Origin of the sequence: Nocardia sp. NPDC051787, from assembly GCF_040681325.1 — a bacterium.
Lineage (GTDB): Bacteria > Actinomycetota > Actinomycetes > Mycobacteriales > Mycobacteriaceae > Nocardia.
The window spans coordinates 52,220-72,612 of the sequence record NZ_JBFAYO010000018.1 but is presented as its reverse complement, the minus strand read 5'-3'; the positions used below and the strand labels follow the sequence as shown (position 1 = coordinate 72,612).

Sequence of the window (20,393 nt, the reverse complement as noted above, 5' to 3'; positions counted from 1 at the left end):
GAATAGTCGCAGTTACTATCGTGCACGTGCGCAAGATGTATGCGGGCGCCCGGCTTCGGCGGCTGCGCGAAGAGCGGAGGATGACCCAGGCAGCCCTGGCGAAATCGCTGGACCTGTCACCCAGCTACCTCAATCAGCTCGAGCGCGACCAGCGGCCCCTCACCATTCCCGTACTGCTGAAACTCAATTCCACCTTCGACCTCGACGTCCAGTTCTTCGCCGCCGATTCGGACGCGCGCCTCGTGTCCGACCTGCACGAGGTGCTGATGGACGCCGCGGGCGGGCACACCGCCCCGCTCACCGAGGTGGAGGAGCTGGCGACCCGCCAGCCGGAGATCGCCAGGATCGTCGTGGCGATGCACCGCCGACTACGCGCGGCCACCGATCAGCTCGACCTGCTCTCGGCGCGGGTGTCCGCGCCCGCCGGCGCGCCCGGGGTACCGATGCCCTACGAAGACGTGCGCGACTTCTTCTACGACCACCACAACCACATCCCGCAGCTCGACATCGCCGCCGAGCAGCTGTTCGAGAACTCAGGCCTGTCCATCGGCTCGCTCGATCGCCAGCTCGCGCGGATCGCCGAAGAACGGGCCGGGGTGACGGTTCTGGTGCGCGGCGACGGCGCGGACCCGGCCATCCCCAAGCGGCAGTACGACTCGGAGAGCCGCACGCTGACCCTGGCCCGGCGATTGCGTCCCGGCCAGCGCGCTTTCCAGATCGCCACTACCCTCGCCTTCCTACTGTACGGCGCCGAACTGGACGCGGTGCTGGCCGGAACCCCGTCGCTGACCGGCGAATCCCGCACCCTGGCCCGCGTCGGGCTGGCCAATTACTTCGCGGGCGCGCTGGTGCTGCCCTATGGGCGATTCCTGCGGTCGGCGGAGGAACTGCACTACGACATCGACCTGCTCAGCTTGCGTTTCGAGGTCGGCTTCGAAACCATCTGTCATCGGCTCAGCACCCTGCAGCGGCAGGGACAGCGCGGCGTACCGTTCTTCTTCGTCCGCACCGACCGTGCGGGCAATATCTCCAAGCGCCAGTCCGCCACCGCGTTCCACTTCTCCCGGGTCGGCGGCAGCTGCCCGCTGTGGGTGGTGCACGAGGCGTTCGCCTATCCCGGCCGCATTCTCACCCAGGTCGCCGAGATGCCCGACGGACGGCGCTATCTGTGGATCGCCCGCACGGCCGCGGTCGCCCCACACGGATTCGGCACGGCGGCGAAGAGCTTCTCCATCGGGCTCGGCTGCGACATGGAATACGCCGAGCGCCTGGTGTATTCGGCGGGCTTGCAGCTGGACGACCCGGCCACCGCGGTGCCGATCGGCGCGGGCTGCAAAGTCTGCGAGCGTCCCGCGTGCCCGCAGCGCGCGTTCCCGCACATCGGCAGCCCGCTGGCGATCACCGAGCACACCAGTATCGATCTGCCCTACCCGCGCGTCGGCCGCTGACCGGCTTCGATCCTGGTGAGTTTGTCCGGATTGGACACGGCGTAGATGCCACGGATCCGGTCGGTGGCCGGATCGATGTCGAGGACGAGAACCGCGAACGGTGCGCCCGCGGAGAAGATCAGCGCGGCCGGGTCCCCGTTCACGAACCGATATCCGACACCGAAATCGGGCACATCGTTCAGTAGGTTCTCGCCGGTGAGCAGGCGAGCGACCTTCTCCCGGCCGTGGATCGGGCGCAGCGCGGCCCGCCGCTTGCCGCCGCCGTCGGACCAGAAGGCGACGTCCGGCGCGAGCAGTTCCAGCAGACCGGCCAGGTCGCCGTCCGCTTGGGCGGCGACGAGCTTCTCGGTCACCCGTCGCTGCGTGTGCGGGTCGGCTCGGTAGCGTGGCCGCCGCGCGTGGACGTGCTCCCTGGCCCGGTGGGCGAGTTGACGGATGGAGGCGGGGGTGCGGCCGAGGATCTCCGCGATGTCGGTGTGCGGATAGCCGAATACCTCATGCAGCACGAAGACCGCGCGCTCGAGTGGGGTGAGCGTCTCCAGCACCACGAGCACCGCCATGGACACCGATTCGGCACGCAGCGCGCCCTCCGACGCGTCCTCGGTGAGCTGTGGCGTGTCGGTGACCAGCGGCTCGGGCAGCCACGGGCCTACATAGGTCTCGCGCCTGCGATTGATCGCCGCGCGCCGCGCGAGCGCCTGGTTCACCGCGATGCGCACCAGATACGCCCGGGGATGCCGGATTTCGTCACTGCCCTCACCCACCCGGGCAGCCCAGGAAAGCCACGTCTCCTGCAGCACGTCCTCGGTGTCGGCGACGCTGGCGAGCATGGCGTAGACCACCGAGAACAGCAGTTCTCGGTGGTCGGCGAACACCCGCGTAGCGGCCTCGCCGGCGGCCTCGGTCATCAGACCTCCTATCTGTGCGGGACGATCGCGCCCGCGCCGGTCTCACGCATAGGAGCGAGACAGCGCCGCGATATGTGACGTCCGGCTCCGAATTGTGATCCGTCTCTCGGCACCGGGCCGCGATGTCACATCCAGCCGACGCGGGGCCTCTCGGTTCGCAACGGGCGACAACGTCCGCATCGAGAAAGAGGACATCGGAGTGCTCGCACCCACCGAAACACCATCGTTCTTGGCGACCCGCCGCGGCAAGCTCACGCTGGCGCTGCTGTGCACGGTCGCCTTCCTCGACTTCGTCGACGCATCCATCGTGAACGTCGCGCTACCGACCATCCAACGCGAATTCGGCATGCCGGTGCCGACGTTGCAGTGGGTCACCAGCGGATATCTGCTCACCTACGGCGGGTTGCTGCTGCTCGGCGGCAGGCTGGCCGATCTGCTCGGACGCCGCAGGATCCTGATCGCCGGGACCGTCGTCATCGGCGTGTCCTCCGCGCTCGGCGGGCTCGCCGACAGCAGCGGGCTGCTGATCGGAGCTCGCTTCGCACAAGGTATCGGCGCCGCGCTGATGCTGCCCGCCGCCCTGTCGATCCTCACCACCAGTTTCCGGGAAGGCTCGGACCGGCACACCGCGGTCGGAATCTGGGGCGGCGCCGCGGGTTTGGCATCGGCCGCCGGCGTGTTCCTCGGCGGGGTGATCACCGAGGGGCCGGGCTGGCGTTGGGTCTTCTACGTCAACACGCCGGTCTCCGTGCTGGTGCTGGCGGCCATACCGCTACTGATTCCGAACGATCAGCGCAATGACATCCGGCGCGGCTTCGACGTGCTGGGTACGGTCTTGGCGACCGCGGGCCTGATGACGCTGGTGTTCGGCTTGGTGAAGGCCCCGGAATACGGATGGGGCGACGCGCGCACGATCGGCCTGCTCGGTGTGGCCGCGGTCCTGCTCGTCGCGTTCGTCGTCAACGAGCGCGCCACCGCCGACCCGCTGGTGCCGCTGTCGATCTTCGGCATCCGCGGACTTGCCGCGGCGAACCTGTCCCACCTGGTGATCGCCGCGGGCATGTTGTCGATGTTCTTCTTCGTCACGCTGTACATGCAGACGGTGCTCGGCTACGGCGAGTTCGAGGCGGGCGTCGCCTACCTTCCGGTGAGTCTGACCATCGGTGTGGCCGCGGGTCTGGCGACGAAGTTCTTCACCCGAACCGGGACGCGGGTCTTCACCGTGGTCGGGTCGCTGCTGTGCGGGATCGGTGTTCTGCTGCTGTCGCGCATGTCGACCGACGGGTCCTACGTCACCGATCTGCTGCCGGGAATGCTGGTGATGTCACTGGGCGCCGGTGGTGTCTTCGTCGCGAACACCACCGCGGCGAACGCGGGAGTGCCGCCCGAACAAGCGGGCCTGGCCGCCGCGCTGCTCAATACCGGGCAACAACTGGGCGGTGCGCTGGGTCTCGCGGTGCTCACCGCCGTCGCGACCTCGCACACCAATGCCCAGCTCGCGGCGGGACACACGCCGATCGAGGCGATGAACGCCGGATTCGGGCGGGCGCTGTTCGTCGGCGGCGTCATCGGAGTGGTCGCCGCGTTCCTCGGGTTGTGGACGGTCAACGCACGCGGGGATGCCGAGTCCACGGCGTCTGCCACAGAACCCGCGGCGGTCTGAGGTCGACAGGGGCCGGGAATCGAACGGCTCCCGGCCCCCACCGACGTCGTCCACTACACCGCCTCCGCACGGCCGCCCCGCACAACAACTCGCACTTCGCATGACTTGGCCGCGCTGAAACTCGGCCCGCGGTTCCTCGCTGTCCCGGAATCGGCAATTTGCGTGTTGGGACTACCGCGCCGGATCCGCTGTCGGCCAACCGATCCGGAGGGCGTTCGGGCGGCCGAGCGGCGTCTCGTCAGGCGGTTGTTCTCCGACGGACGGTGCGTTCGAGGATCCCGAGGGTGGCCTTGAGGGCGAACTCGGGGACGACCGGGAAGGTGAGACGCTTCTTCCACTCCTCGCCGATCTCCGACCAGTCGTAATACGAGGTGACGAGGGTGCCGTCTGCGGCCGGTTCCAACCGGTAGCCGTAGATGTGGCGGACATGAGGCGGGGTCCGTCCTTCTACGGTCCAGGCGATCTCCTGGTCCGGGGCGAGCTTGATGATGACAACCTCGACGTGGTACTTGCCCAGAGGAAGATCCCCGAGGGCTTCCCGGTCCATATGGACCAGGAACCGGTCACCGGGCCGTTCGACCGGTTCGCCTTCGGCGTCGAGCAGCATTCCCGACGCGTCGATGTCGACGTGGCCCTTCGGGTCGGTCAGGACCGCGAAGATGGCGCCGGCGGAGGCGGGGATGAGCCGGGAGACCTCGATCCGTTCGACATCCTCGCCCGCGGGACGCTCGTCCACGTGCGGCGTTTCCGCCGTGGCGGTCAGGACCGCGCGACCGAGGATGTGCGAGGCCATGGTGAAGCCGAGGAACGCCGGGGTGGCGTCGGCCGGGACGCCGATGGACTCGACGTCGAGGGCATGCACCACGATGACGTAGCGGTGAGGGCCATGCCCGGCCGGCGGCGCTGCCCCGATGAAGCGCGCCGCGCGGGCGTCGTTGGGCAGCTGGAAGGCGCCCTCGGGCAAGCCCGAGCCGGTATCGTCGCCTGCGCCCTCGGGTAGCTCGGTGACAGTGGCCGGGATGTCGGCAACCGCCCAGTGCCAGAACCCGGACCCGGTGGGGGCGTCCGGGTCGTACACGCTGACGGCGTAACTCTTGGTGCCTTCCGGGGCGCCGCTCCAGGCCAATTGAGGGGAAACGTCCTTCCCGCCGGGGACACCGGAGGAGAACTGCTCCGGCGGCAACGCGGCGCCGTCGGTCACGGTGGTGCTGGTGACAATGAATGATGTCGCCTCGGGGAGGCGGGCGAAGGGATCGTTGGCGCTCATCGCGTCGTACCTTTCAAGCCGTACTGCGGAGACGGAATCGACCATAACAGAAATAATCGATTATCTACCGGATCGTCTATGCTGCTGGAATGACCGGGACGGCCCACACCTCGGCCTCGTCGGGGAAGCAGATGCTCTCCGAGCAGGTACACACACACCTGCGCTTTGCGATCATGCGGGGGGAGTACGCCCCCAACGACGCCCTCAAACCGCAGGATCTCGCACAGGAGCACGGCGTTAGCCTGGCCGTCGTACGTGAGGCGCTCGTGCGGTTGGTCGGCGATGGCCTCGCCGACCGGCTGCCCAACCGCGGCTTCGCCGTCCCGGCCTTCTCCGACCGCCGCTGGCAGCAGATCGCGGAGGCTCGCCGGACCATCGAACCGGTCCTGCTGCGCATGTCCATCGAGCGTGGCGACGTCGAGTGGGAGACCCGCGTCCGAGCCGCCCACCACCGACTTGCTCGCACCCCGCCATACGCCCCGGAGGAAGGCGAGTACTACAGCGAAGCATGGTCCGAAGCCCACCGGGTGTTCCACCGCACCCTGCTGGCTGGTTGCGGTAACCCCGTCCTGCTGGAGACCTTCGACCGGATGTGGACCGCAAGCGAGCTGGCTCGCCGCTGGTCGACACACCGCAACCCGGACCGGGACGGCGCCGACGAACACCGCCGACTGGAGGAGGCGGCGCTGGCCCGCGACGCCGACACCGCAGCCGAGATATTGACCCGGCACCTCACCCTGACCGCCGCCGGACTGACCGCAAAGAACGCCTGATACACCTCGGCGGCCGTGCGCCCACAAAGGACCGACGGGCGTCCGGCCGGGCGGGCCTTTCTCCAGCACGCTCACTCGAGCCGAAACATCGTGCGGCGCACAGGCCGCCACCGCGGGCGAAGAATATCGGCCGCCCCCGCCAAATGTGGACGACCGGTACTGACCTACGTCTTCGGGTGGTAACGCAGCACTGCGACGTCGCCGAGCTGGGTGACGTCGACCAGTCGCATCCGCCGCGTCGACCCGCCCGGGAACTGTGCAGGATTCACGAACCGCGGCGCGTCAGGGTCGCCGACCAGGGTGGGGCCGATCGCGAGGTGCAGCTCGTCGGCGAGCCCGGCCGACAGGAACGCCGTGTGCATATGGCTGCCGCCCTCGACCATCAGCCGGTGGACGCCACGGGCGCCGAGGTCGTCGAGCAGCGCACCGAAGTCGACGGTCTCGCCGAGCGCGACGACGTCCGCCAGTTCGCCGAGCTGTTCGCGCGCCTTCGCTGCGCCGGCATCGGTTGTGTAGACCACGGGCCGGTGCTCGTCGGTGCCGTGGTGCCAGAACTTCGCGTCCGGGTCGAGGTTGCCGCTCTCGGTGACGGTCACCTTCAACGGCTGCCGGGTCCGGCCTGCAGCGGCGCGCTCGGTTCGGCGGTCCTCGCTTTTCACGATGAGCCGGGGATTGTCGGCGCGGATCGTGCCTGCCCCGATCAGGATGGCGTCGCACTCGGCGCGGACCTGGTCGACGCGGTCGAAGTCCTCGGCGTTGGACAGCAACAGCCGCTCCGGGCTGGTGTCGTCGATGTAGCCGTCGATACTGGTCGCGACCGACAGCAGCACGAACGGCCGCGTCACGAGACGACCGCCCAACGCTCGGCCGCCTCATGGAACTCGGAGACCTCGGGCAGGTGCCGCGCAGACAGCAGCTCGTCGACGAAGCGCACGTTTTGCAGCACGCGTTCGGATCCGGTGCTGACGCCGACCTGCATCGCGGCCGGCCCGAGCGTGGCGGCTGGCTCGGCCTCGGCCGCGCGGGCGTAGGCGAGCGCTTGGCGTGAGGTGTAGACGGCCTGGTCGCGGGTGAACCTGGATTGCATTCCGCTGATCGCGCGACCGAACTGGTCGATCGCGGCGCGGTAGTCGCCGAGTGCCGCGGCGCGTTCGGCGGCCTCGGCCAACTCCATCGCCTCGGTGCCGTCTTCCATGTCGTTGGCGATCTGCGCCTTCCGGATCAGGGTGGCCGCAATGAAGTAGTCGTCGCCGAGCTGGTGTGACCACGTCAGCGCGCGGTCGGTCCAGTGCTGCGCCCGCGGCCAGTTACCGGCGTCCTCGTACAGCCACGCGGCGAACTCGGCGTAGAAGATCCGCTTGCGTTGCATTTCGGCGGCGTCGCCGATGCCTGCGCGCCGCAACTGGTTCATGATCTCGAGGTTCTGCTCGACCAGCGGGATCACCGATTGCCCGCCGTAGAGGTTGTCGCTTTCGATCAAAGCCGTACGCAGCGTGCGGAAGTGGGCGGGATGGTCGATGTGACTGTGAGCCAGGGCCGCCGCGGGCTTGGCGCCCACGGCGGCGGCTAGGGCTCCGGCCCCGAATCCTGGACTACGGTGCGACGTGGGAGTGACACGAGGACGACCTCTCCGGCGGCGGTCCGGGCGCGCACCCAGACCTGATCAGCATCACCAGCACCGACGCGATCGGCACCAGCCGATCGGGGGTGTCATTCGCCAGCGTAACCGTTGCCGGGGAGAGCGCCGTCGGGTTCGTCTCGCTGCGATCCGATCTCCGCGAGGACCCGCTCGAACCGGGCAACCACCTCCGGCGACGCCTCCGCGAGCGCCTTGTCCAGCAGTTCCCGACTACTCGGACGCATGTGCGCTCTTCCGGCTGGGGCCGCTCCGCGTCCGGGCTCCGGCTGCGCCCGCCTCCAAATCGAGGATCGGCGCATTCTGTGGTGGACCGCGGCGTCGTATTTGGCGAACACCTGCGACTGCACGAGCCCGCGTGCATCCATCCACACCGCCTCGAAACCACCGGCGACGCGCTCGATTTCGCCGAGCTGCACGAGGCGCCGCCGCCGGGCCTGCTCGAGGCGGAGCACCGGCTACGCAGCCGAGGTAGACGCCCGGCGACCGCCTGCGCGCTCGCAGCCTAGGACGCCGACGAACTGACCTGCGTCGATACTGTCGGCGAAGGGGGACTTGAACCGCCGTATCGCCCCAGCTCGCACCGCGTGACCTCGGGATTCATCGGGATTGATCGGGATTCACCGGGTTTGGGTGGGACCAGAATAGGGCGATTTGTGGACCGCGTCCACACTGTGTGCCTCTACGCTGATGGGTCCACGAAAGTTAGCCGCTCAGATCATCCAGGGCAGTGACGATCAGCTGCCGCGCAGCTCGACCGTAGACGGCTGAGCTTTTCAGCTCCTCGAACATCCGTGCGTACAGGTTGATTTCGGCGGGCTGCACAACCTGAATGCTCGCACTGGGGGTTTCGAGGGCGACCAGGTCGTCGTCGAAAATCCAGAACCCGGCCGAGCCCACGCCACCGCGTTCGATCATCAGTGGGATGATTCCGAGCGAGATGTTCGGCAGGGCCATCACTTCCAGCAGGCGGCCGAGCTGCCCGGCCTGCACCTCGGCGGTGCCAAACCAGGTTCGTAGCGCTTGCTCCTCGAGGACGACGACGAAGCGGCGGCCACCTCGCTGCACGATGTGCTGCCGCTCGACACGAACGGCGACGGCCTCGTCGATGTCGTTGGGTGTGCCGAGGAACCGAATCCAGAACTCGAGCATCGCTCGCGCGTATTCGGGGGTCTGGAACAAGCCAGGCACGACGTTGTGCTCATAGATGCGGAACACTCGGGTCGCCTCGTACCGCTGCGGGGTGTGGGCGCCGAGGACCCGTTTCATTCCGGCGCGAGCTTCGCGCCGGTGTTCCATGTACGCGGAGTCGACCGCGCGCAATGTGGCGAGCAGGTCGGGCTGCTGATCCTCGGCGCCGGTGAGTCGGCACCACTCGGTGATGTCGCGGACGGTCGGCGGCTGGTGTCCGTTCTCGATCTTCGACACCCGCGTGTAGTGCTTGCCGGTCGCCGCCGCGACATCCCGAATGGTCAGGCCCGCGCCGGTGCGTAGGTCGCGCAGTCGTCGACCGAGTGCGCGCCTGGCCTCCTGCGCCGAGCTAGACGGGCTTGTACTCACGGTGCGGGATCGCCCACTGCCACACCGCCTCGAATGCTGTGCGGCACAGCTGGATATCGCTGGGATCGGTCGAGGTCACCTTGTCGACGCCGAGCCCGTCGCCGGAGTAGTGCAGGAAGATCACCAGCCGGTCGTCGAGCAGGTAGAAGTCGTTGCCCGGGATCGCAATCGAGTCCAGGCGCCGCCGCGGCACCCAACGGATATCCTCACCCGCGTCGACCATGGGCTGCGCGATCGAGTGCGACCACCTCTGATAGCTGCTCAGCGGTTCGGACACGATCCGGGCTCGACGGATACTGCGCCCAGCGTCGACGTGCTTGCGCAGGTTTGCACACCAGTCGTCGAGCCAACTCAGATCGTCGTGTTCACCGGCGGCCCATTTCGCCATGTACGGCAGTTCGATCTCGGTGCCGTACGCGTCGCGGGTCTCGAGGTGCACAGCGATCTGCTCGAACTCGGCGAGTAGCTGGTCGAACTCGTCGTCACTGATTACTGTCACTGGCGGTCTGGGCTCCTTGGAAGAAGCACGGTACGAGCCGATCGGGGATTTCGACGCACGATTCGCCCTCGGGAATATCCATCTGGGCGAGGATCTCTGGGTCGGTGACAATCCAGCCCTGCACGATCCATCCGTTCTCGGTCTTGTACAGAGTCGGCGATCCGGACGGGTTCGATCCTGGATCCTTGGCGATGAACGTAAGCCTCACGGTGGCCCCCTGCCTACTGTGTTGCGCGAAGTTGCGGTACGGATTTCATCCTGATTGCACTGCGGTCGAGGGTCAATAGGACGCAGGCTTTCGCAATAATTCGCAACAAGCTTCCGTGCTGATCGGCGCTGCTCTTAGCGTTTGGAATACGCCCCGGCGCCGGGTCGATCCCCCTGATCCTCGGCGTCGGGGCGAGTCACCTGACCCTCGCACCGAGGTAGGACTATGACCGCACTGCCCCCGCGACCTCACCACCGCGCCCACACCGCCGCGCTGATCGCTGCCGAGGACGCTCTGCTAGACCGATCCGTCTATCCCACGGCTTGGCCGCACGAGGCACCCGACCAGCCGCTCACACCCGAGGCCGCCCACTACGCCATGCAGCGGCACGCCTCGTGCCCGATCGACACCTGCGCCCGTAAGCGCGCCGCGCACAACGCACTCATCGAGGCCGGTCACATCGTGCCCGACCCGCGCAACTCGAAGAACCTCCCGTGATCCGCGAGCTTGCCCAGCTCGACGGGCACGACGACCAGGATGAGCAGCTCTCCACGTGGATGCAACGCGAAGACGGGTCGTGGTGGGAGGTCGACGATTACGGCATTGCGCACCCGGTCAGCACCGGCGACGACGAGTTCGCCGAACTCGACGCCGACGTGCAGGCCGTACTCGCCGCCATCGCATCGCCGCGCGTGATCGACGTTGCGCCGCTGCAAGTTTCCGACACCGAGGTTTCCGAGTGACGGCCGCCGCGGTTGCCCTGGCCGGCCCCGACCAACGCGATGCCGGGATACGCCGGTACTACAGCCTCGGGACATTCGCGATGCTGTCCGGCCACCCGTACCGCCAGATCGTGACGTGGCGCCACAGTGAACGGGTATGGGTGCCTTCGCCCGATATCGAAATCGGGCGGTGGCCGGGGTGGTCGCTCGCGTGCATTCGCGCGTGGTCGCCCGACGGCGCGCCGTTCGGTCGCCCTCGCATGGTGGCGTTCGCCGACACCGCCGAGACCATGCGGTACTGGGGCACTACGCGCCAAACACTGTGGACCTGCATCGGCGACGGCTCGATTCCGGCCCCGGTCGTGTGGATCGACGACCGGCCCGGGTGGGCGTTACCCGATGAAGCCTGACACCTCACGGCAGTACTGAGTATCCGCCGTAGGGGGCGGTTCTGATCTCTCCCGTGGGGTGCGGGAGTAGTAGGTAATGGAGGATATCCATGAGATACAACGCGATTCGGGCAGCCGTCACGGTTGTCGCTGTCAGCGCCGCATTGCTCGGCGGGCAGACGCTCACCACCACGCCGGTTGCGCAGGCAGCTGACCGTGCCTGCACCTTCGCCTTCAACAAGGAGCCCTACCTGCTTCACAAGGCCGTCGTCGGCGGCGGAACAGTGAAATGCGACCCCGCCCCGCTCGAGTTCCGCATCGAGTTGCAGCTATGGCACCGGTCGGGCACCAGCAACCCGAAGCCGAAGGGTGACCACGTGGTTGTCACGCGGATTCCCAATCCCACGCTTCACGTCGCCACGATGGCGTTGGACTGCGTACCCGGCATGTGGCAGGGCAAGATCGTCATGCGGGCTACCTGGGACACCGGGTCTGCCGAGGTCCGCAAGGAGACCACGCCCGCCATCATCCCGTGCTAGGTTGACGCCGTGAAGCTGCTCTATATAAGTAGCGGCCCTGTCACATGGTCGACTCGCTGGCTCTGGTTGCGCCAAACCCTGTACCTCCGGCTCCGGGGTGTCTCCCGCCCGCCCGGCTACACCAGAAAACTCCAGTGGAATTCTCGCCGTGAATACGGCGGATGGGTCATCCGTCCATCCATCGGATGGCGTCGGATTCGATGGGTAACCCCACCGCTGCACTACACGCGCGCTATCCCCGCTGACGACATGGACGCCGTCGGCAGTTGGATGCTGGCGAAGTTGGAGAAGTAAGTCCGGCAATCCAGATACAGCGGCGGCCCCGCCCGGCCTTCCAGGTGGGGCCGCTTCGCGTCCGGGCTCTGGCTGCGCCCGCCTCCAAATCGAGGATCGCGCGCATTCTGTAGCACAGATCGGTACGCCAACGACACACTCGACGACAACTGCGTCACTGCGCGCCGATGAGGGGAATTCATCAAATCCGTTGCAAGTGTTCTGGCCTTCGCCGCTGCGTCCGTAGCGGTCGCGGCTTGCAGCTCGACGAGCACCGAGGACAGCCACGCTGCGCACTCTTCGTCAGTGTCGGCGGAACCGGCGGCGACAGTCGCGCCCGCTGCCGGTGGCTGCTACCCGTCACAGCCGATCGCCGACCCCGAGCTCGCGGCGTTCGCGGCCGGGCTGCAACTCCCGCCGGGCGTGCAGGTCATCACCGGTCGCGTCAGTACGCAGAGCAACCACCCGGGCAAGGTGGGCGTCGCCCTCGACCTGTGCGTGCCCAGCTCGACGGACGTCGACACGCTGCGCCCGATCGCGACGAGCATCGCCGCCGCGCTGAAACCAACGCCGCTCGGACAGCGCACGTTCGCGTTGTACGTCGCCGACATGAGCGCCGACTACAAAGACGAGGCCAAGCTCAAGGACGGCGACTACTCGCTGCACCTGTGGAACGGCAAGCCGTCGCCCGCGGCCGAGAACGGCCGGTGGGAGGTCGTCGGCCGCTGAGCCGAGAGATGCGAAACGCGCCCCCTGCTCGGATGTGAGCAGGGGGCGCGGTCGTTTCGGCGTAGCGGGTCAGGTAATGCTCACGGTTGGAGTGTTGGCCGTGACGGTGGGTACTGGGTTGTAGGTGCTGCCCTGGATCTGCACTTTGACGAGGTCACCTGCGACCAAGTTGGTCGTGACCGTGCAGGTTGCGGTGCCACTGCCCGCGGCCACGAACGCACCCGCCGAACCAACCTGGGTGCCGTTCACCAAAATTCGCACCTGGGTGCCGCTGCCACCGAAGTAGGTGCCGCCACTGAACGGCACGGTCGCGGTGATGGTGGCGCTGTCCTTCGTACCACTGGCAACCAGCGCGTCACCGCTCAGGGTCGAGCCGGGGTAAGCAGGATCCACGACCCAGCCTGTGATGTCGCCCCAGCTCGCCGGAATTGGGAATGTGCTGCCGTTCTTCTTCATGCCAGTCGGACTGAACCCGGCGCGCGGGCCTGTGACGATGCATCCCATTACGCTGTGCCTTTGAGGTCGATCTATAGGGCCCTTACCGGGTGATGTCCCCACGCCGGTGATCTGGCCGGACAGGATGTCACCGGCGGCGAACGAGTAGGTGCCCGTCGCGCCGCCGCCTGCGACCTGGTTCGCCGCGGCAATCGTGGCCGAGCTGCCCGCGACGGCGGCGCCATTCTTTCTCAGCTCGACGACGAGGTTTCCGCTGCCGTCTGGGGTCACACCGCGATACCAGACCTCGGTGAATGTGACCGGACATGTCAGTTGCACGCCGTGCGGGAAATCGCCGGTGCCCGCAGCGCGCACAGTGTCTTTGCCGCACACTGTGATCGACATGTCGGAGGGCGAGGTGCCCGCGGCCGGTGTGCGAGCGTCGGACAACCGGGAGTCGTTTCCGACGCAGGCAACCGAGGCGCCGGTGCCGAATGCGCTCGGCGAGAACGACGGCGCGGCCGCGTTGCCAGCGAGCACACCGGCGAGCTGAACGATCCCCTTCGTTGTCGTGGTGGCGTCGGGCGCGGCCGGGCCGCCGCGCCCATGGCTGCGCACAGCAGGCCGTGCTTATTACGGATGGTCTTCGGTGCGTTGTCGAACTCGGTTTCGAGCCACTCGACCCACGCGGCATCGAGCTCGGGCGTCACGCCGTCGACGGGCAGGTGCTCCCCATTGAAGAACGGGACGATGTCGCGGTCGATCATGCGCCGGTACTTGCGCTTGGTCTCCTCGTCCACGCTCTTGCCGAGGCGGTCAACGTACCGGTGAAGCCACACCTTCAATGTGATCGTGTCGGCAACGGCGCCGAGCTGCGCGGCGAGGACCCGCTCGGCCTCGGCCGGGCCGACCCGGTCGAGCAGCTTCGCCCACCGGATCGCGGCGGCGTGGTCGTCGAAACTCTGGGATGTCTGTACGGCCTTGCCGTCACGGGTGATGCGGTAGCGCACCTGCGAGTAGGTGCTGCCGTCCTTGCGGACACGGATACGGGGAGTGGTCGCCATGGCACGGGTCCTTGCGTCAGGCCGAATCCCCTCAGATTCCCTGTGTGTGGACCGCTGTGTGGACGCAGAAGGGATGTAATCCGTGGATTACATCCCTTGACCTGCGTGTTCTCTGTGGGCGAAGGGGGACGTGAACTCCTGCCTCGAGTCGCCCCACGGCGTCATCGGCGTGGTCACCGCGAGGTGGGGTCGTCCCATTCGGTGCAGCACGATTTGTGCTTCACGACTTGGCCAAGTACTCCAGGCGCTCGGTGTCCACGGCCGCATGCATCATGCTCGCCAAACCGGGGTGCCTGGTCAGGCCGGGATCGGATGCCACGACGGAACGGGCGAATTCCTGGGCGGCGGTGATGACCTCGAGATCGTCCAGCAGCGACAGCAGGCGCAGGGAACGGGCCGTGCCGGACTGGGCGGCGCCGAGCACGTCGCCCTCGCGGCGGGTGCGCAGGTCGAGCACCGCAAGTTCGAAGCCGTCGGTGGTGGCGGCCACGGCGTCCAGCCGCGCCATCGCGGACCCGCCCGGGGCGGCGTCGGTGATCAGCAGACACAGCCCCGGATGCGCGCCGCGCCCGATCCGGCCACGCAGCTGGTGCAGCTGGCTGACACCGAAGCGGTCCGCGTCGACTATCACCATCACCGTCGCGTTCGGTACGTCGACACCGACCTCGACCACCGTTGTGCACACCAGCACGTCCACCGATCCGTCGTTGAACGCCCGCATCACCTGGTCTTTTTCGTCGGCGGGCAACCTGCCGTGCAGCAAGCCGACTCGAACGCCCGACAGCGGCCCGCCGCGCAGCATCTCGAACACGTCGAGCACCGCCTGCGTGGTCGGGCCGTCCTTCTCGCCGTCGCCGGACTTCGAGCGCCCGTTGCGGGACTTGCCCGCGCCCTCCTCGTCGTCGCCGATGCGTGAGCACACCACGTAGGCCTGGCGCCCGGCGGTGACCTCCTCCACGATCCGCTCCCAGGCGCGATCCACCCAGTTCGGATGCTGCCTGCGCGGCACCACCTTGGAGACGATCGGCGAGCGGCCTTTCGGCAGTTCGGTGAGCGTGGAGGTCTCCAGATCGCCGAGTGTGGTCATCGCGATGGTGCGCGGGATCGGCGTCGCGGTCATCACCAGCAGATGCGGGCTCGAATCCGGTTTCGCCTTGGCGCGCAAGGCATCCCGCTGTTCGACGCCGAAGCGATGCTGCTCGTCGACCACCACCATGCCGAGATCGAAGAACTCGACGTTGTCCTGGATCAGCGCGTGCGTGCCGATCACGATGCCCGCCTGGCCGGTCACCGCCTCCAGCAGCGCGGCCTTCTTGGCGGAGGCCGACATCGACCCGGTCACCAGCACCACGCGGGTCGCGTGCTCGGCCGCGCCGAGTTCGCCCGCGGAGCCCAGTTCACCGAGCATGCCGCGTAACGACCGATAGTGTTGCGCGGCAAGCACTTCCGTCGGCGCGAGCAGCGCACACTGCAATCCTGCGTCGACCACTTGGAGCATGGCGTGCAAGGCGACGATCGTCTTGCCGGAGCCGACCTCCCCCTGTAGCAGCCGGTGCATCGGCTGCTCCCGGGACAGATCGGCGGAGATCTCGCCGACCACCTTCTGCTGCCCCGCGGTGAGGTCGAACGGCAGCTGACCGTCGAACGCCGCTGCGATGCCGTCGGCGCGTGGCGGGCAGGCCCGCGCGCTACGGCCGGACACCTCGTGCCGCCGCTCGGCCAATACCAGTTGCAAGGCCAGCGCTTCGTCGAAACGCAGGCGATCCTTGGCCCGGTCGATATCGGACTTACGGTCGGGCAGATGGATCAGGCGCAGCGCGTCGGACAGGTCCAGCAGTGCGCGTTCCCCGCGCATGTCCTCCGGCAGCGGGTCCTCGATGGGGTCCAGCTGGTCGAGCACCTGGCGCACGCACGCGAGCACGTCCCAGCTCTGCACCTTCGCGGTCGCCGGATAGACCGGGATGAATTCCCGCTCCATGAACGAGGTATCCACTCCCCCGGCGCCTTTCGCGCTCTGCGCGAGGCCGCGCAGATCACCGCCGCCGCGCACCTTGGTCAGCTCGCCGACCGAGTCGTCGCCGTCGGTCTCCGGCAGGATCAGGTAGCCGGGATGGCTGAGATTCCACTGACCGGGCCGCCAGTAGTTCACGGTGCCCGACATCATCGCCCGCAGGCCCTCGCGCACAACGTATTTCACTTTGTCACCGTTGAAGAAGGTGACGTCGACGCCGCGCCCGGAACCGGTATCGAGGACCACCTTCAGCAGCGAACCGCGGCGGTTGCGCATCGGCCGCAACTCGGCCTTGGTGATCCGCCCGATGACCGTGATGTGCGAACCGTCTTCGGGAGCCTCCTCCGTGAGCGGCTGCCCCTGGGTCGCGTAGCGCAACGGGTAGTGGCGCAACAGGTCCTCGACGGTGTGCATGTCGAACGCGTCCGCCAGCGAGGCGGCCGCCTTCGCGCCCAGGATGTGATCGAGCCGATCGCTCAGTGTCGCCATGCCCTACTCCACTCCGATCTGCACCAAATCGCCTTGCTGCCCACCGGAATACACGATCACCTCGACACCGGGGAAGCCCTGCGCGATATGCGCGGCGAGTTCCGCGCCGAGCTCCTGTGGCGCCTCCGCGCCCATCAGCAGGGTGACCAGCTCACCACCGAAGGCGAGCAGCCGATCGAGCAGTGTCCGTCCGGCGGTGCGCACGTCGCGGTCGATCACGACGACCTCGTGGCCGACCAGCCCGAGCCCATCGCCCGACGCACAGGTGCCGACCAGGGTGAGCGCGCGCTCGGTGGCGGCACGCAGCGATCCCCACCGCGTCGTGGCGGCGGCCTCGGACATGGCGAAGGCATCGTCGACGGCGATCCGCCCGCGGTCGTGCACGGCCAGCGCGGCAAGCCCCTGCACCATGGACGCGCTCGGCAGCAGCAGCACGTCACGATGCGCGTCACGGGCCGCGACGCCGACGGCGACCAGCTCGTGCGCGGCCAGCGCGCCGTTGGGCAGCACCAGCACTTCGCGGTGGGGCATCCGCCGGATCGCAGCCAGCAGCGTCGTCGCGGTGACCGCCGGGTCGCCCGCCAGCACCACCGCGCCCGCGTCCTCGAACAGGTTCGCGGCGCCGTCTCCGGCGACCACGGCCAGAATCCCGCGGTCCGGCGGGGTCCGCGATATCCCCGCGGCGCCGAGAACGCCCGCCACCTGCGCCGAACCCGAGCCCGCGGCGGTAGATCCCACGAGGGCGCCGCTCACTGGTGCGGGTTCCACCCGCGCGGCGGACCCATGGCCGCTGCCTTCGGCCGCATCGGTCTGGTCAACGATGGCGACGGTGCCGGTTCCCGCGCCTCCACCGTGGCGGTCGGCCCGTGGTACGACGGTTTCGCCGTACCGCTCCCACTGATCGTGGTGCGCCCCGACCGCGACGTTCTCGATGCGGATCCGGCTGAGCGTGCCCGCCGCGATCCCCGCCTCCACCGCCGCGCCCGCGTCGGCACAGTGCACATGGGCCGACCAGGACCGATCGCCGTCACCCACGACCACGACCGAGTCGCCGAGTTCGGCGAGGCGGGCCCGCAGCGCCGCCACTTTCGCCTCGTCGGCGCCGGCCAGCAGGTACATCACCTCGTATCGCGGCTCGGCGTCGACGGGCGCTGATCGCATCGCGGCCACAGGGGCCCGCGGATACTCCGGCCGCGTAGGCGCCTCACCGCGGGTCACCGAGACCAGACTGTCCAACAGCACGACCAGTCCGAGGGCGCCCGCGTCGACAACACCGGCCGCGCGCAGCACACCGAGCTGAAAAGGCGTGTCGCCGAGTGCTTTGGCCGCGCCATCGGCCGCCGCGAGCGCGACGTCGCCCAATGTCTGATCCGGGCAGGTGGCCGCGGCCGCGGAAGCGCAGTCCAGGACGGTGAGGATCGTTCCCTCGATGGGCACGCTGAGCGCCTCGCGTACCAGCCCCGAGGCCCTGGCGAGCGCGTCGCGCAAGCGGTCCGCCGTCAGCGGCCCGCTGCGCACCGCCTCGGCGACGCCGCGCAGCACCTGGGACAGGATGATTCCGGAATTGCCCCGCGCGCCGACCGTGGCACCGTGCGCCATCACGGCGGCGACGGTATGGGCCGCGCCATCGGCGCTGCTCGCCGCGGCACCTTCCGCCGCTTCGACCGCGGCACACATGGTGGCCAGCAGGTTGGTTCCGGTGTCGGCGTCCGGGACGGGAAAGACATTGAGCGCGTTGATCTCCTCGCGCCGCAGTTCCAGGCCGGTGAGGCAGGTGCGACCCCAGCACAGCAGTGCCGTGCCGTCCATCACATCCCGCGCTCCGGGCACGTCGCCTCTCCCTTCCGCCACCTGCGCACCACCACCGACCGTCAGGTTAGCGGGCGGTGCCGACAGGGACCCGGTGACACCGTCCCACTACAATCGGGTGTGCCCAGCATCCGTTCCGGCACTCGTCCCCTGGGACCGGTTTGGTGGATCGGCGCCCGCACAGCTACCCTTGCAGGGTTGCCTAGCGCGGCCGTCGCCGGTCTGCGCTGGTCGGCTTCCGCCGACAGGGCACACTTGACATTGCACCGGGACAACGCCGCATCGCGAAGGCGGCGGTCCCCACATGACATGAAGGAGTTCGCGACTATGGCTGCCGTCTGCGACGTCTGCGCCAAGGGCCCCGGCTTCGGGAAGTCGGTCTCGCACTCGCACCGGCGCACCAACCGTCGCTGGAACCCGAACATCCAGACCGTTCGCGCACAGGTCGCGCCGGGCAACACCCGCCGCATGAACGTGTGCACCTCCTGCCTGAAGGCGGGCAAGGTCGTCCGCGGCTGATTCCGGCCTCCGGCCGAACCAGCACCATCGGCACACGCCCCGGCACCCTTCTCGGGCGGTCCGGGGCGTCGTCATGACTGCGGCGGTTCGGCGAGTATGGCCGGTATGACCGAGCATCCGTGGCGGATCCTGCCGCTGGCCGCCGAGCACACACGCAGCCTCGCCGAATGCCATATCGCCTGCTGGCGCGAGGCCTATCGCGACCTGGTACCCGCGCACGTGCTCGACGCGTTCGATGTCGAACGCCGGGCCCAGCAGTGGGAGCGTGACCGCGTGCGGCATCCCGGCCGCACGCATGTCGCGACAGTCGACGACGTGGTGATCGGATTCGCCAGCGCGGGCCCGTCGCGCGACACGCGCGCCGTGTCCCCGTGGGAGTTGCACGCCCTCTATGTCCGCACCCCCTGGCACGGCAGCGGCGTAGCCGACGACCTGATCCGCGCCGCGCTCGATCCGGCCGCCGCGTGCTCACTGTGGGTGTTCGAGCAGAACCCCCGCGCGCAGGCCTTCTACCGCAGACACGGATTCATGCTCGACGGCACCCGCAAGGTCGAATCGTTCACATCCGCGATCGAGGTGCGCATGGTCCGCCCATCGACGACGCACGGCGACTCCGCACCGGCCGAGGCCCCGGATGGCACCGATTAGGGTGCAGGCATGACCTCCACCGAGCAAGCCGAGTACGTGACGACCGTCGACGGCGTTCTCCAGATCACCATCGCCACCGCCGCGAACGGCACATCGATGGACTTCGCCGGTATCAAGGCGGGCACCACGGCACTGGGCTCGCTCGGGGCCGACGTGGGCGCGGTGCTGCTGCGAGGCACCGGCGCGAACTTCTGCGCCGGCGGCGACATCCGCGGCTTCGCCGCGGCGCACGACCGCTCCGCGCACATCCACGGTCTCGCCACCGACCTGCACGAGTTCGTCCGCGCGCTGGACGCCACCCCCGTCCCGGTGGTGGCCGCGGTGCAGGGCTGGGCCGCGGGCGCTGGCATGAGCCTGGTCTGCGTGGCCGATATCGCGCTCGGCGGGCCGGGCACCAAGCTGCGCCCCGCTTACCCGGGCATCGGACTGAGTCCCGACGGCGGCATGTCCTGGACCCTGCCCCGGATCGTCGGGGCGGGCCGGGCCCGCGAAATCCTGCTCACCGATGCCGTCCTTGATGCCGGCGAGGCGGTGCGCCTGGGCGTCCTGAGCAGGCTCGTTCCCGATACGGAGATCGCGGGCGAGGCGCAGCGAATCGCTCGCACTCTCGCCTCCGGACCGCTGTCCACCTATGCGAGCATCAAATCTCTGCTGCGGGAATCGGATTCGGCAACGCTGAGCGATCAGCTCGACCGCGAACGGGACGGTATCGCCACGGCGGCGAACTCACCCGCCGGTCGCGAGGGCGTGGACGCGTTCGTCGCGAAACGCAAGCCCGACTACACCGGGCTCGCCTGAGTCCGC

23 protein-coding genes and 1 pseudogene are annotated in these 20,393 nt (G+C 68.4%); 12 read left to right on the top strand and 12 right to left on the bottom strand.

Annotated features, from left to right (window positions below; translation table 11 throughout):
• Positions 1 to 26 precede the first annotated feature (26 nt).
• Positions 27 to 1,448, top strand: a complete 1,422-nt coding sequence (locus AB0M45_RS20430; protein WP_364331179.1) for a short-chain fatty acyl-CoA regulator family protein — start codon at positions 27 to 29, stop codon at positions 1,446 to 1,448.
• On the opposite strand, the gene sigJ is transcribed toward AB0M45_RS20430, so the two are convergent.
• Entirely contained in the window at positions 1,427 to 2,356 is a 930-nt protein-coding gene (sigJ, locus tag AB0M45_RS20425) for an RNA polymerase sigma factor SigJ (RefSeq protein ID WP_364331176.1), read from the bottom strand. The genes AB0M45_RS20430 and sigJ overlap by 22 nt on opposite strands.
• A gap of 199 nt (positions 2,357 to 2,555) precedes the next feature.
• Here sigJ and AB0M45_RS20420 point away from each other — a divergent pair, with 199 nt between their 5' ends.
• On the top strand, positions 2,556 to 4,019 hold the full coding sequence (locus tag AB0M45_RS20420; RefSeq protein ID WP_364331173.1) for an MFS transporter: 1,464 nt from the start codon (positions 2,556 to 2,558) through the stop codon (positions 4,017 to 4,019).
• 760 nt (positions 4,020 to 4,779) lie between these two features.
• Here the strand turns inward: AB0M45_RS20420 and AB0M45_RS20415 are convergent.
• Positions 4,780 to 5,286 (bottom strand): annotated as a pseudogene (locus tag AB0M45_RS20415) (YbhB/YbcL family Raf kinase inhibitor-like protein); the annotation flags it as partial.
• 89 nt (positions 5,287 to 5,375) lie between these two features.
• Between AB0M45_RS20415 and AB0M45_RS20410 the strand changes: the two are divergent.
• Complete coding sequence (locus AB0M45_RS20410; protein ID WP_364331170.1) at positions 5,376 to 6,059, top strand: GntR family transcriptional regulator; 684 nt, start codon at positions 5,376 to 5,378, stop codon at positions 6,057 to 6,059.
• Between the two features lie 164 nt (positions 6,060 to 6,223).
• Here the strand turns inward: AB0M45_RS20410 and AB0M45_RS20405 are convergent, their stop codons facing one another.
• From AB0M45_RS20405 to AB0M45_RS20395, 3 genes are all read right to left on the bottom strand, one after another.
• Positions 6,224 to 6,904, bottom strand: a complete 681-nt coding sequence (locus tag AB0M45_RS20405; protein ID WP_364331167.1) for a dihydrofolate reductase family protein — start codon at positions 6,902 to 6,904, stop codon at positions 6,224 to 6,226.
• Positions 6,901 to 7,617 (bottom strand): hypothetical protein, encoded by a 717-nt coding sequence (locus tag AB0M45_RS20400; protein WP_364331164.1) that lies wholly within the window; start codon positions 7,615 to 7,617, stop codon positions 6,901 to 6,903. The genes AB0M45_RS20405 and AB0M45_RS20400 overlap by 4 nt, the downstream gene beginning before the upstream one ends.
• A 152-nt stretch (positions 7,618 to 7,769) precedes the next feature.
• Positions 7,770 to 7,922 (bottom strand): hypothetical protein, encoded by a 153-nt coding sequence (locus tag AB0M45_RS20395; protein WP_364331161.1) that lies wholly within the window; start codon positions 7,920 to 7,922, stop codon positions 7,770 to 7,772.
• 78 nt (positions 7,923 to 8,000) lie between these two features.
• Here AB0M45_RS20395 and AB0M45_RS20390 point away from each other — a divergent pair, with 78 nt between their 5' ends.
• Positions 8,001 to 8,204, top strand: coding sequence for a hypothetical protein (locus AB0M45_RS20390; RefSeq protein ID WP_364331158.1), 204 nt, complete (start codon positions 8,001 to 8,003; stop codon positions 8,202 to 8,204).
• A gap of 196 nt (positions 8,205 to 8,400) precedes the next feature.
• Here the strand turns inward: AB0M45_RS20390 and AB0M45_RS20385 are convergent, their stop codons facing one another.
• From AB0M45_RS20385 to AB0M45_RS20375, 3 genes are read right to left on the bottom strand one after another with little or no spacing between them, the layout of a single operon-like run.
• Positions 8,401 to 9,255, bottom strand: a complete 855-nt coding sequence (locus AB0M45_RS20385) for a Scr1 family TA system antitoxin-like transcriptional regulator (protein WP_364331155.1) — start codon at positions 9,253 to 9,255, stop codon at positions 8,401 to 8,403.
• Complete coding sequence (locus AB0M45_RS20380) at positions 9,236 to 9,754, bottom strand: DUF6879 family protein (protein WP_364331152.1); 519 nt, start codon at positions 9,752 to 9,754, stop codon at positions 9,236 to 9,238. The genes AB0M45_RS20385 and AB0M45_RS20380 overlap by 20 nt, the downstream gene beginning before the upstream one ends.
• Complete coding sequence (locus tag AB0M45_RS20375) at positions 9,738 to 9,962, bottom strand: hypothetical protein (RefSeq protein WP_364331149.1); 225 nt, start codon at positions 9,960 to 9,962, stop codon at positions 9,738 to 9,740. Before AB0M45_RS20375 ends, AB0M45_RS20380 begins: the two co-directional genes overlap by 17 nt.
• Before the next feature lie 225 nt (positions 9,963 to 10,187).
• Between AB0M45_RS20375 and AB0M45_RS20370 the strand changes: the two genes are divergently transcribed.
• The 5 genes from AB0M45_RS20370 to AB0M45_RS20350 all read left to right on the top strand — a co-directional run bounded on the left by AB0M45_RS20370 (position 10,188) and on the right by AB0M45_RS20350 (position 12,614).
• Positions 10,188 to 10,460: a hypothetical protein gene (locus AB0M45_RS20370; protein WP_364331146.1), complete on the top strand. Its 273-nt coding sequence runs from the start codon at positions 10,188 to 10,190 to the stop codon at positions 10,458 to 10,460.
• Positions 10,457 to 10,705: a hypothetical protein gene (locus AB0M45_RS20365; RefSeq protein WP_364331143.1), complete on the top strand. Its 249-nt coding sequence runs from the start codon at positions 10,457 to 10,459 to the stop codon at positions 10,703 to 10,705. Before AB0M45_RS20370 ends, AB0M45_RS20365 begins: the two co-directional genes overlap by 4 nt.
• Complete coding sequence (locus tag AB0M45_RS20360) at positions 10,702 to 11,094, top strand: hypothetical protein (RefSeq protein ID WP_364331140.1); 393 nt, start codon at positions 10,702 to 10,704, stop codon at positions 11,092 to 11,094. The genes AB0M45_RS20365 and AB0M45_RS20360 overlap by 4 nt, the downstream gene beginning before the upstream one ends.
• Positions 11,095 to 11,183: 89 nt before the next feature.
• The gene (locus AB0M45_RS20355; protein WP_364331137.1) at positions 11,184 to 11,612 is read left to right on the top strand and encodes a hypothetical protein; all 429 of its coding nucleotides are present in this window, start codon (positions 11,184 to 11,186) and stop codon (positions 11,610 to 11,612) included.
• A gap of 579 nt (positions 11,613 to 12,191) precedes the next feature.
• Positions 12,192 to 12,614, top strand: coding sequence for a hypothetical protein (locus AB0M45_RS20350; RefSeq protein WP_364331134.1), 423 nt, complete (start codon positions 12,192 to 12,194; stop codon positions 12,612 to 12,614).
• A gap of 69 nt (positions 12,615 to 12,683) precedes the next feature.
• Here the strand turns inward: AB0M45_RS20350 and AB0M45_RS20345 are convergent, their stop codons facing one another.
• The 4 genes from AB0M45_RS20345 to AB0M45_RS20330 all read right to left on the bottom strand — a co-directional run bounded on the left by AB0M45_RS20345 (position 12,684) and on the right by AB0M45_RS20330 (position 18,443).
• Positions 12,684 to 13,454 (bottom strand): hypothetical protein, encoded by a 771-nt coding sequence (locus AB0M45_RS20345; protein WP_364331131.1) that lies wholly within the window; start codon positions 13,452 to 13,454, stop codon positions 12,684 to 12,686.
• Complete coding sequence (locus AB0M45_RS20340; RefSeq protein WP_364331128.1) at positions 13,379 to 14,113, bottom strand: hypothetical protein; 735 nt, start codon at positions 14,111 to 14,113, stop codon at positions 13,379 to 13,381. Before AB0M45_RS20340 ends, AB0M45_RS20345 begins: the two co-directional genes overlap by 76 nt.
• A 220-nt stretch (positions 14,114 to 14,333) precedes the next feature.
• Entirely contained in the window at positions 14,334 to 16,613 is a 2,280-nt protein-coding gene (gene recG, locus AB0M45_RS20335) for an ATP-dependent DNA helicase RecG (RefSeq protein ID WP_364331125.1), read from the bottom strand.
• Between the two features lie 3 nt (positions 16,614 to 16,616).
• Complete coding sequence (locus AB0M45_RS20330) at positions 16,617 to 18,443, bottom strand: DAK2 domain-containing protein (RefSeq protein WP_364331122.1); 1,827 nt, start codon at positions 18,441 to 18,443, stop codon at positions 16,617 to 16,619.
• Between the two features lie 306 nt (positions 18,444 to 18,749).
• Between AB0M45_RS20330 and rpmB the strand changes: the two genes are divergently transcribed.
• From rpmB to AB0M45_RS20315, 3 genes are all read left to right on the top strand, one after another.
• The gene (gene rpmB / locus AB0M45_RS20325) at positions 18,750 to 18,941 is read left to right on the top strand and encodes a 50S ribosomal protein L28 (protein ID WP_011210730.1); all 192 of its coding nucleotides are present in this window, start codon (positions 18,750 to 18,752) and stop codon (positions 18,939 to 18,941) included.
• Between the two features lie 105 nt (positions 18,942 to 19,046).
• Positions 19,047 to 19,589 carry a GNAT family N-acetyltransferase gene (locus tag AB0M45_RS20320; RefSeq protein WP_364331118.1) on the top strand — a complete coding sequence of 181 codons (543 nt, stop codon included), beginning with the start codon at positions 19,047 to 19,049 and terminating at the stop codon, positions 19,587 to 19,589.
• A 9-nt stretch (positions 19,590 to 19,598) separates the two neighbouring features.
• Complete coding sequence (locus AB0M45_RS20315) at positions 19,599 to 20,387, top strand: enoyl-CoA hydratase-related protein (RefSeq protein WP_364331115.1); 789 nt, start codon at positions 19,599 to 19,601, stop codon at positions 20,385 to 20,387.
• Positions 20,388 to 20,393: the final 6 nt, after the last annotated feature.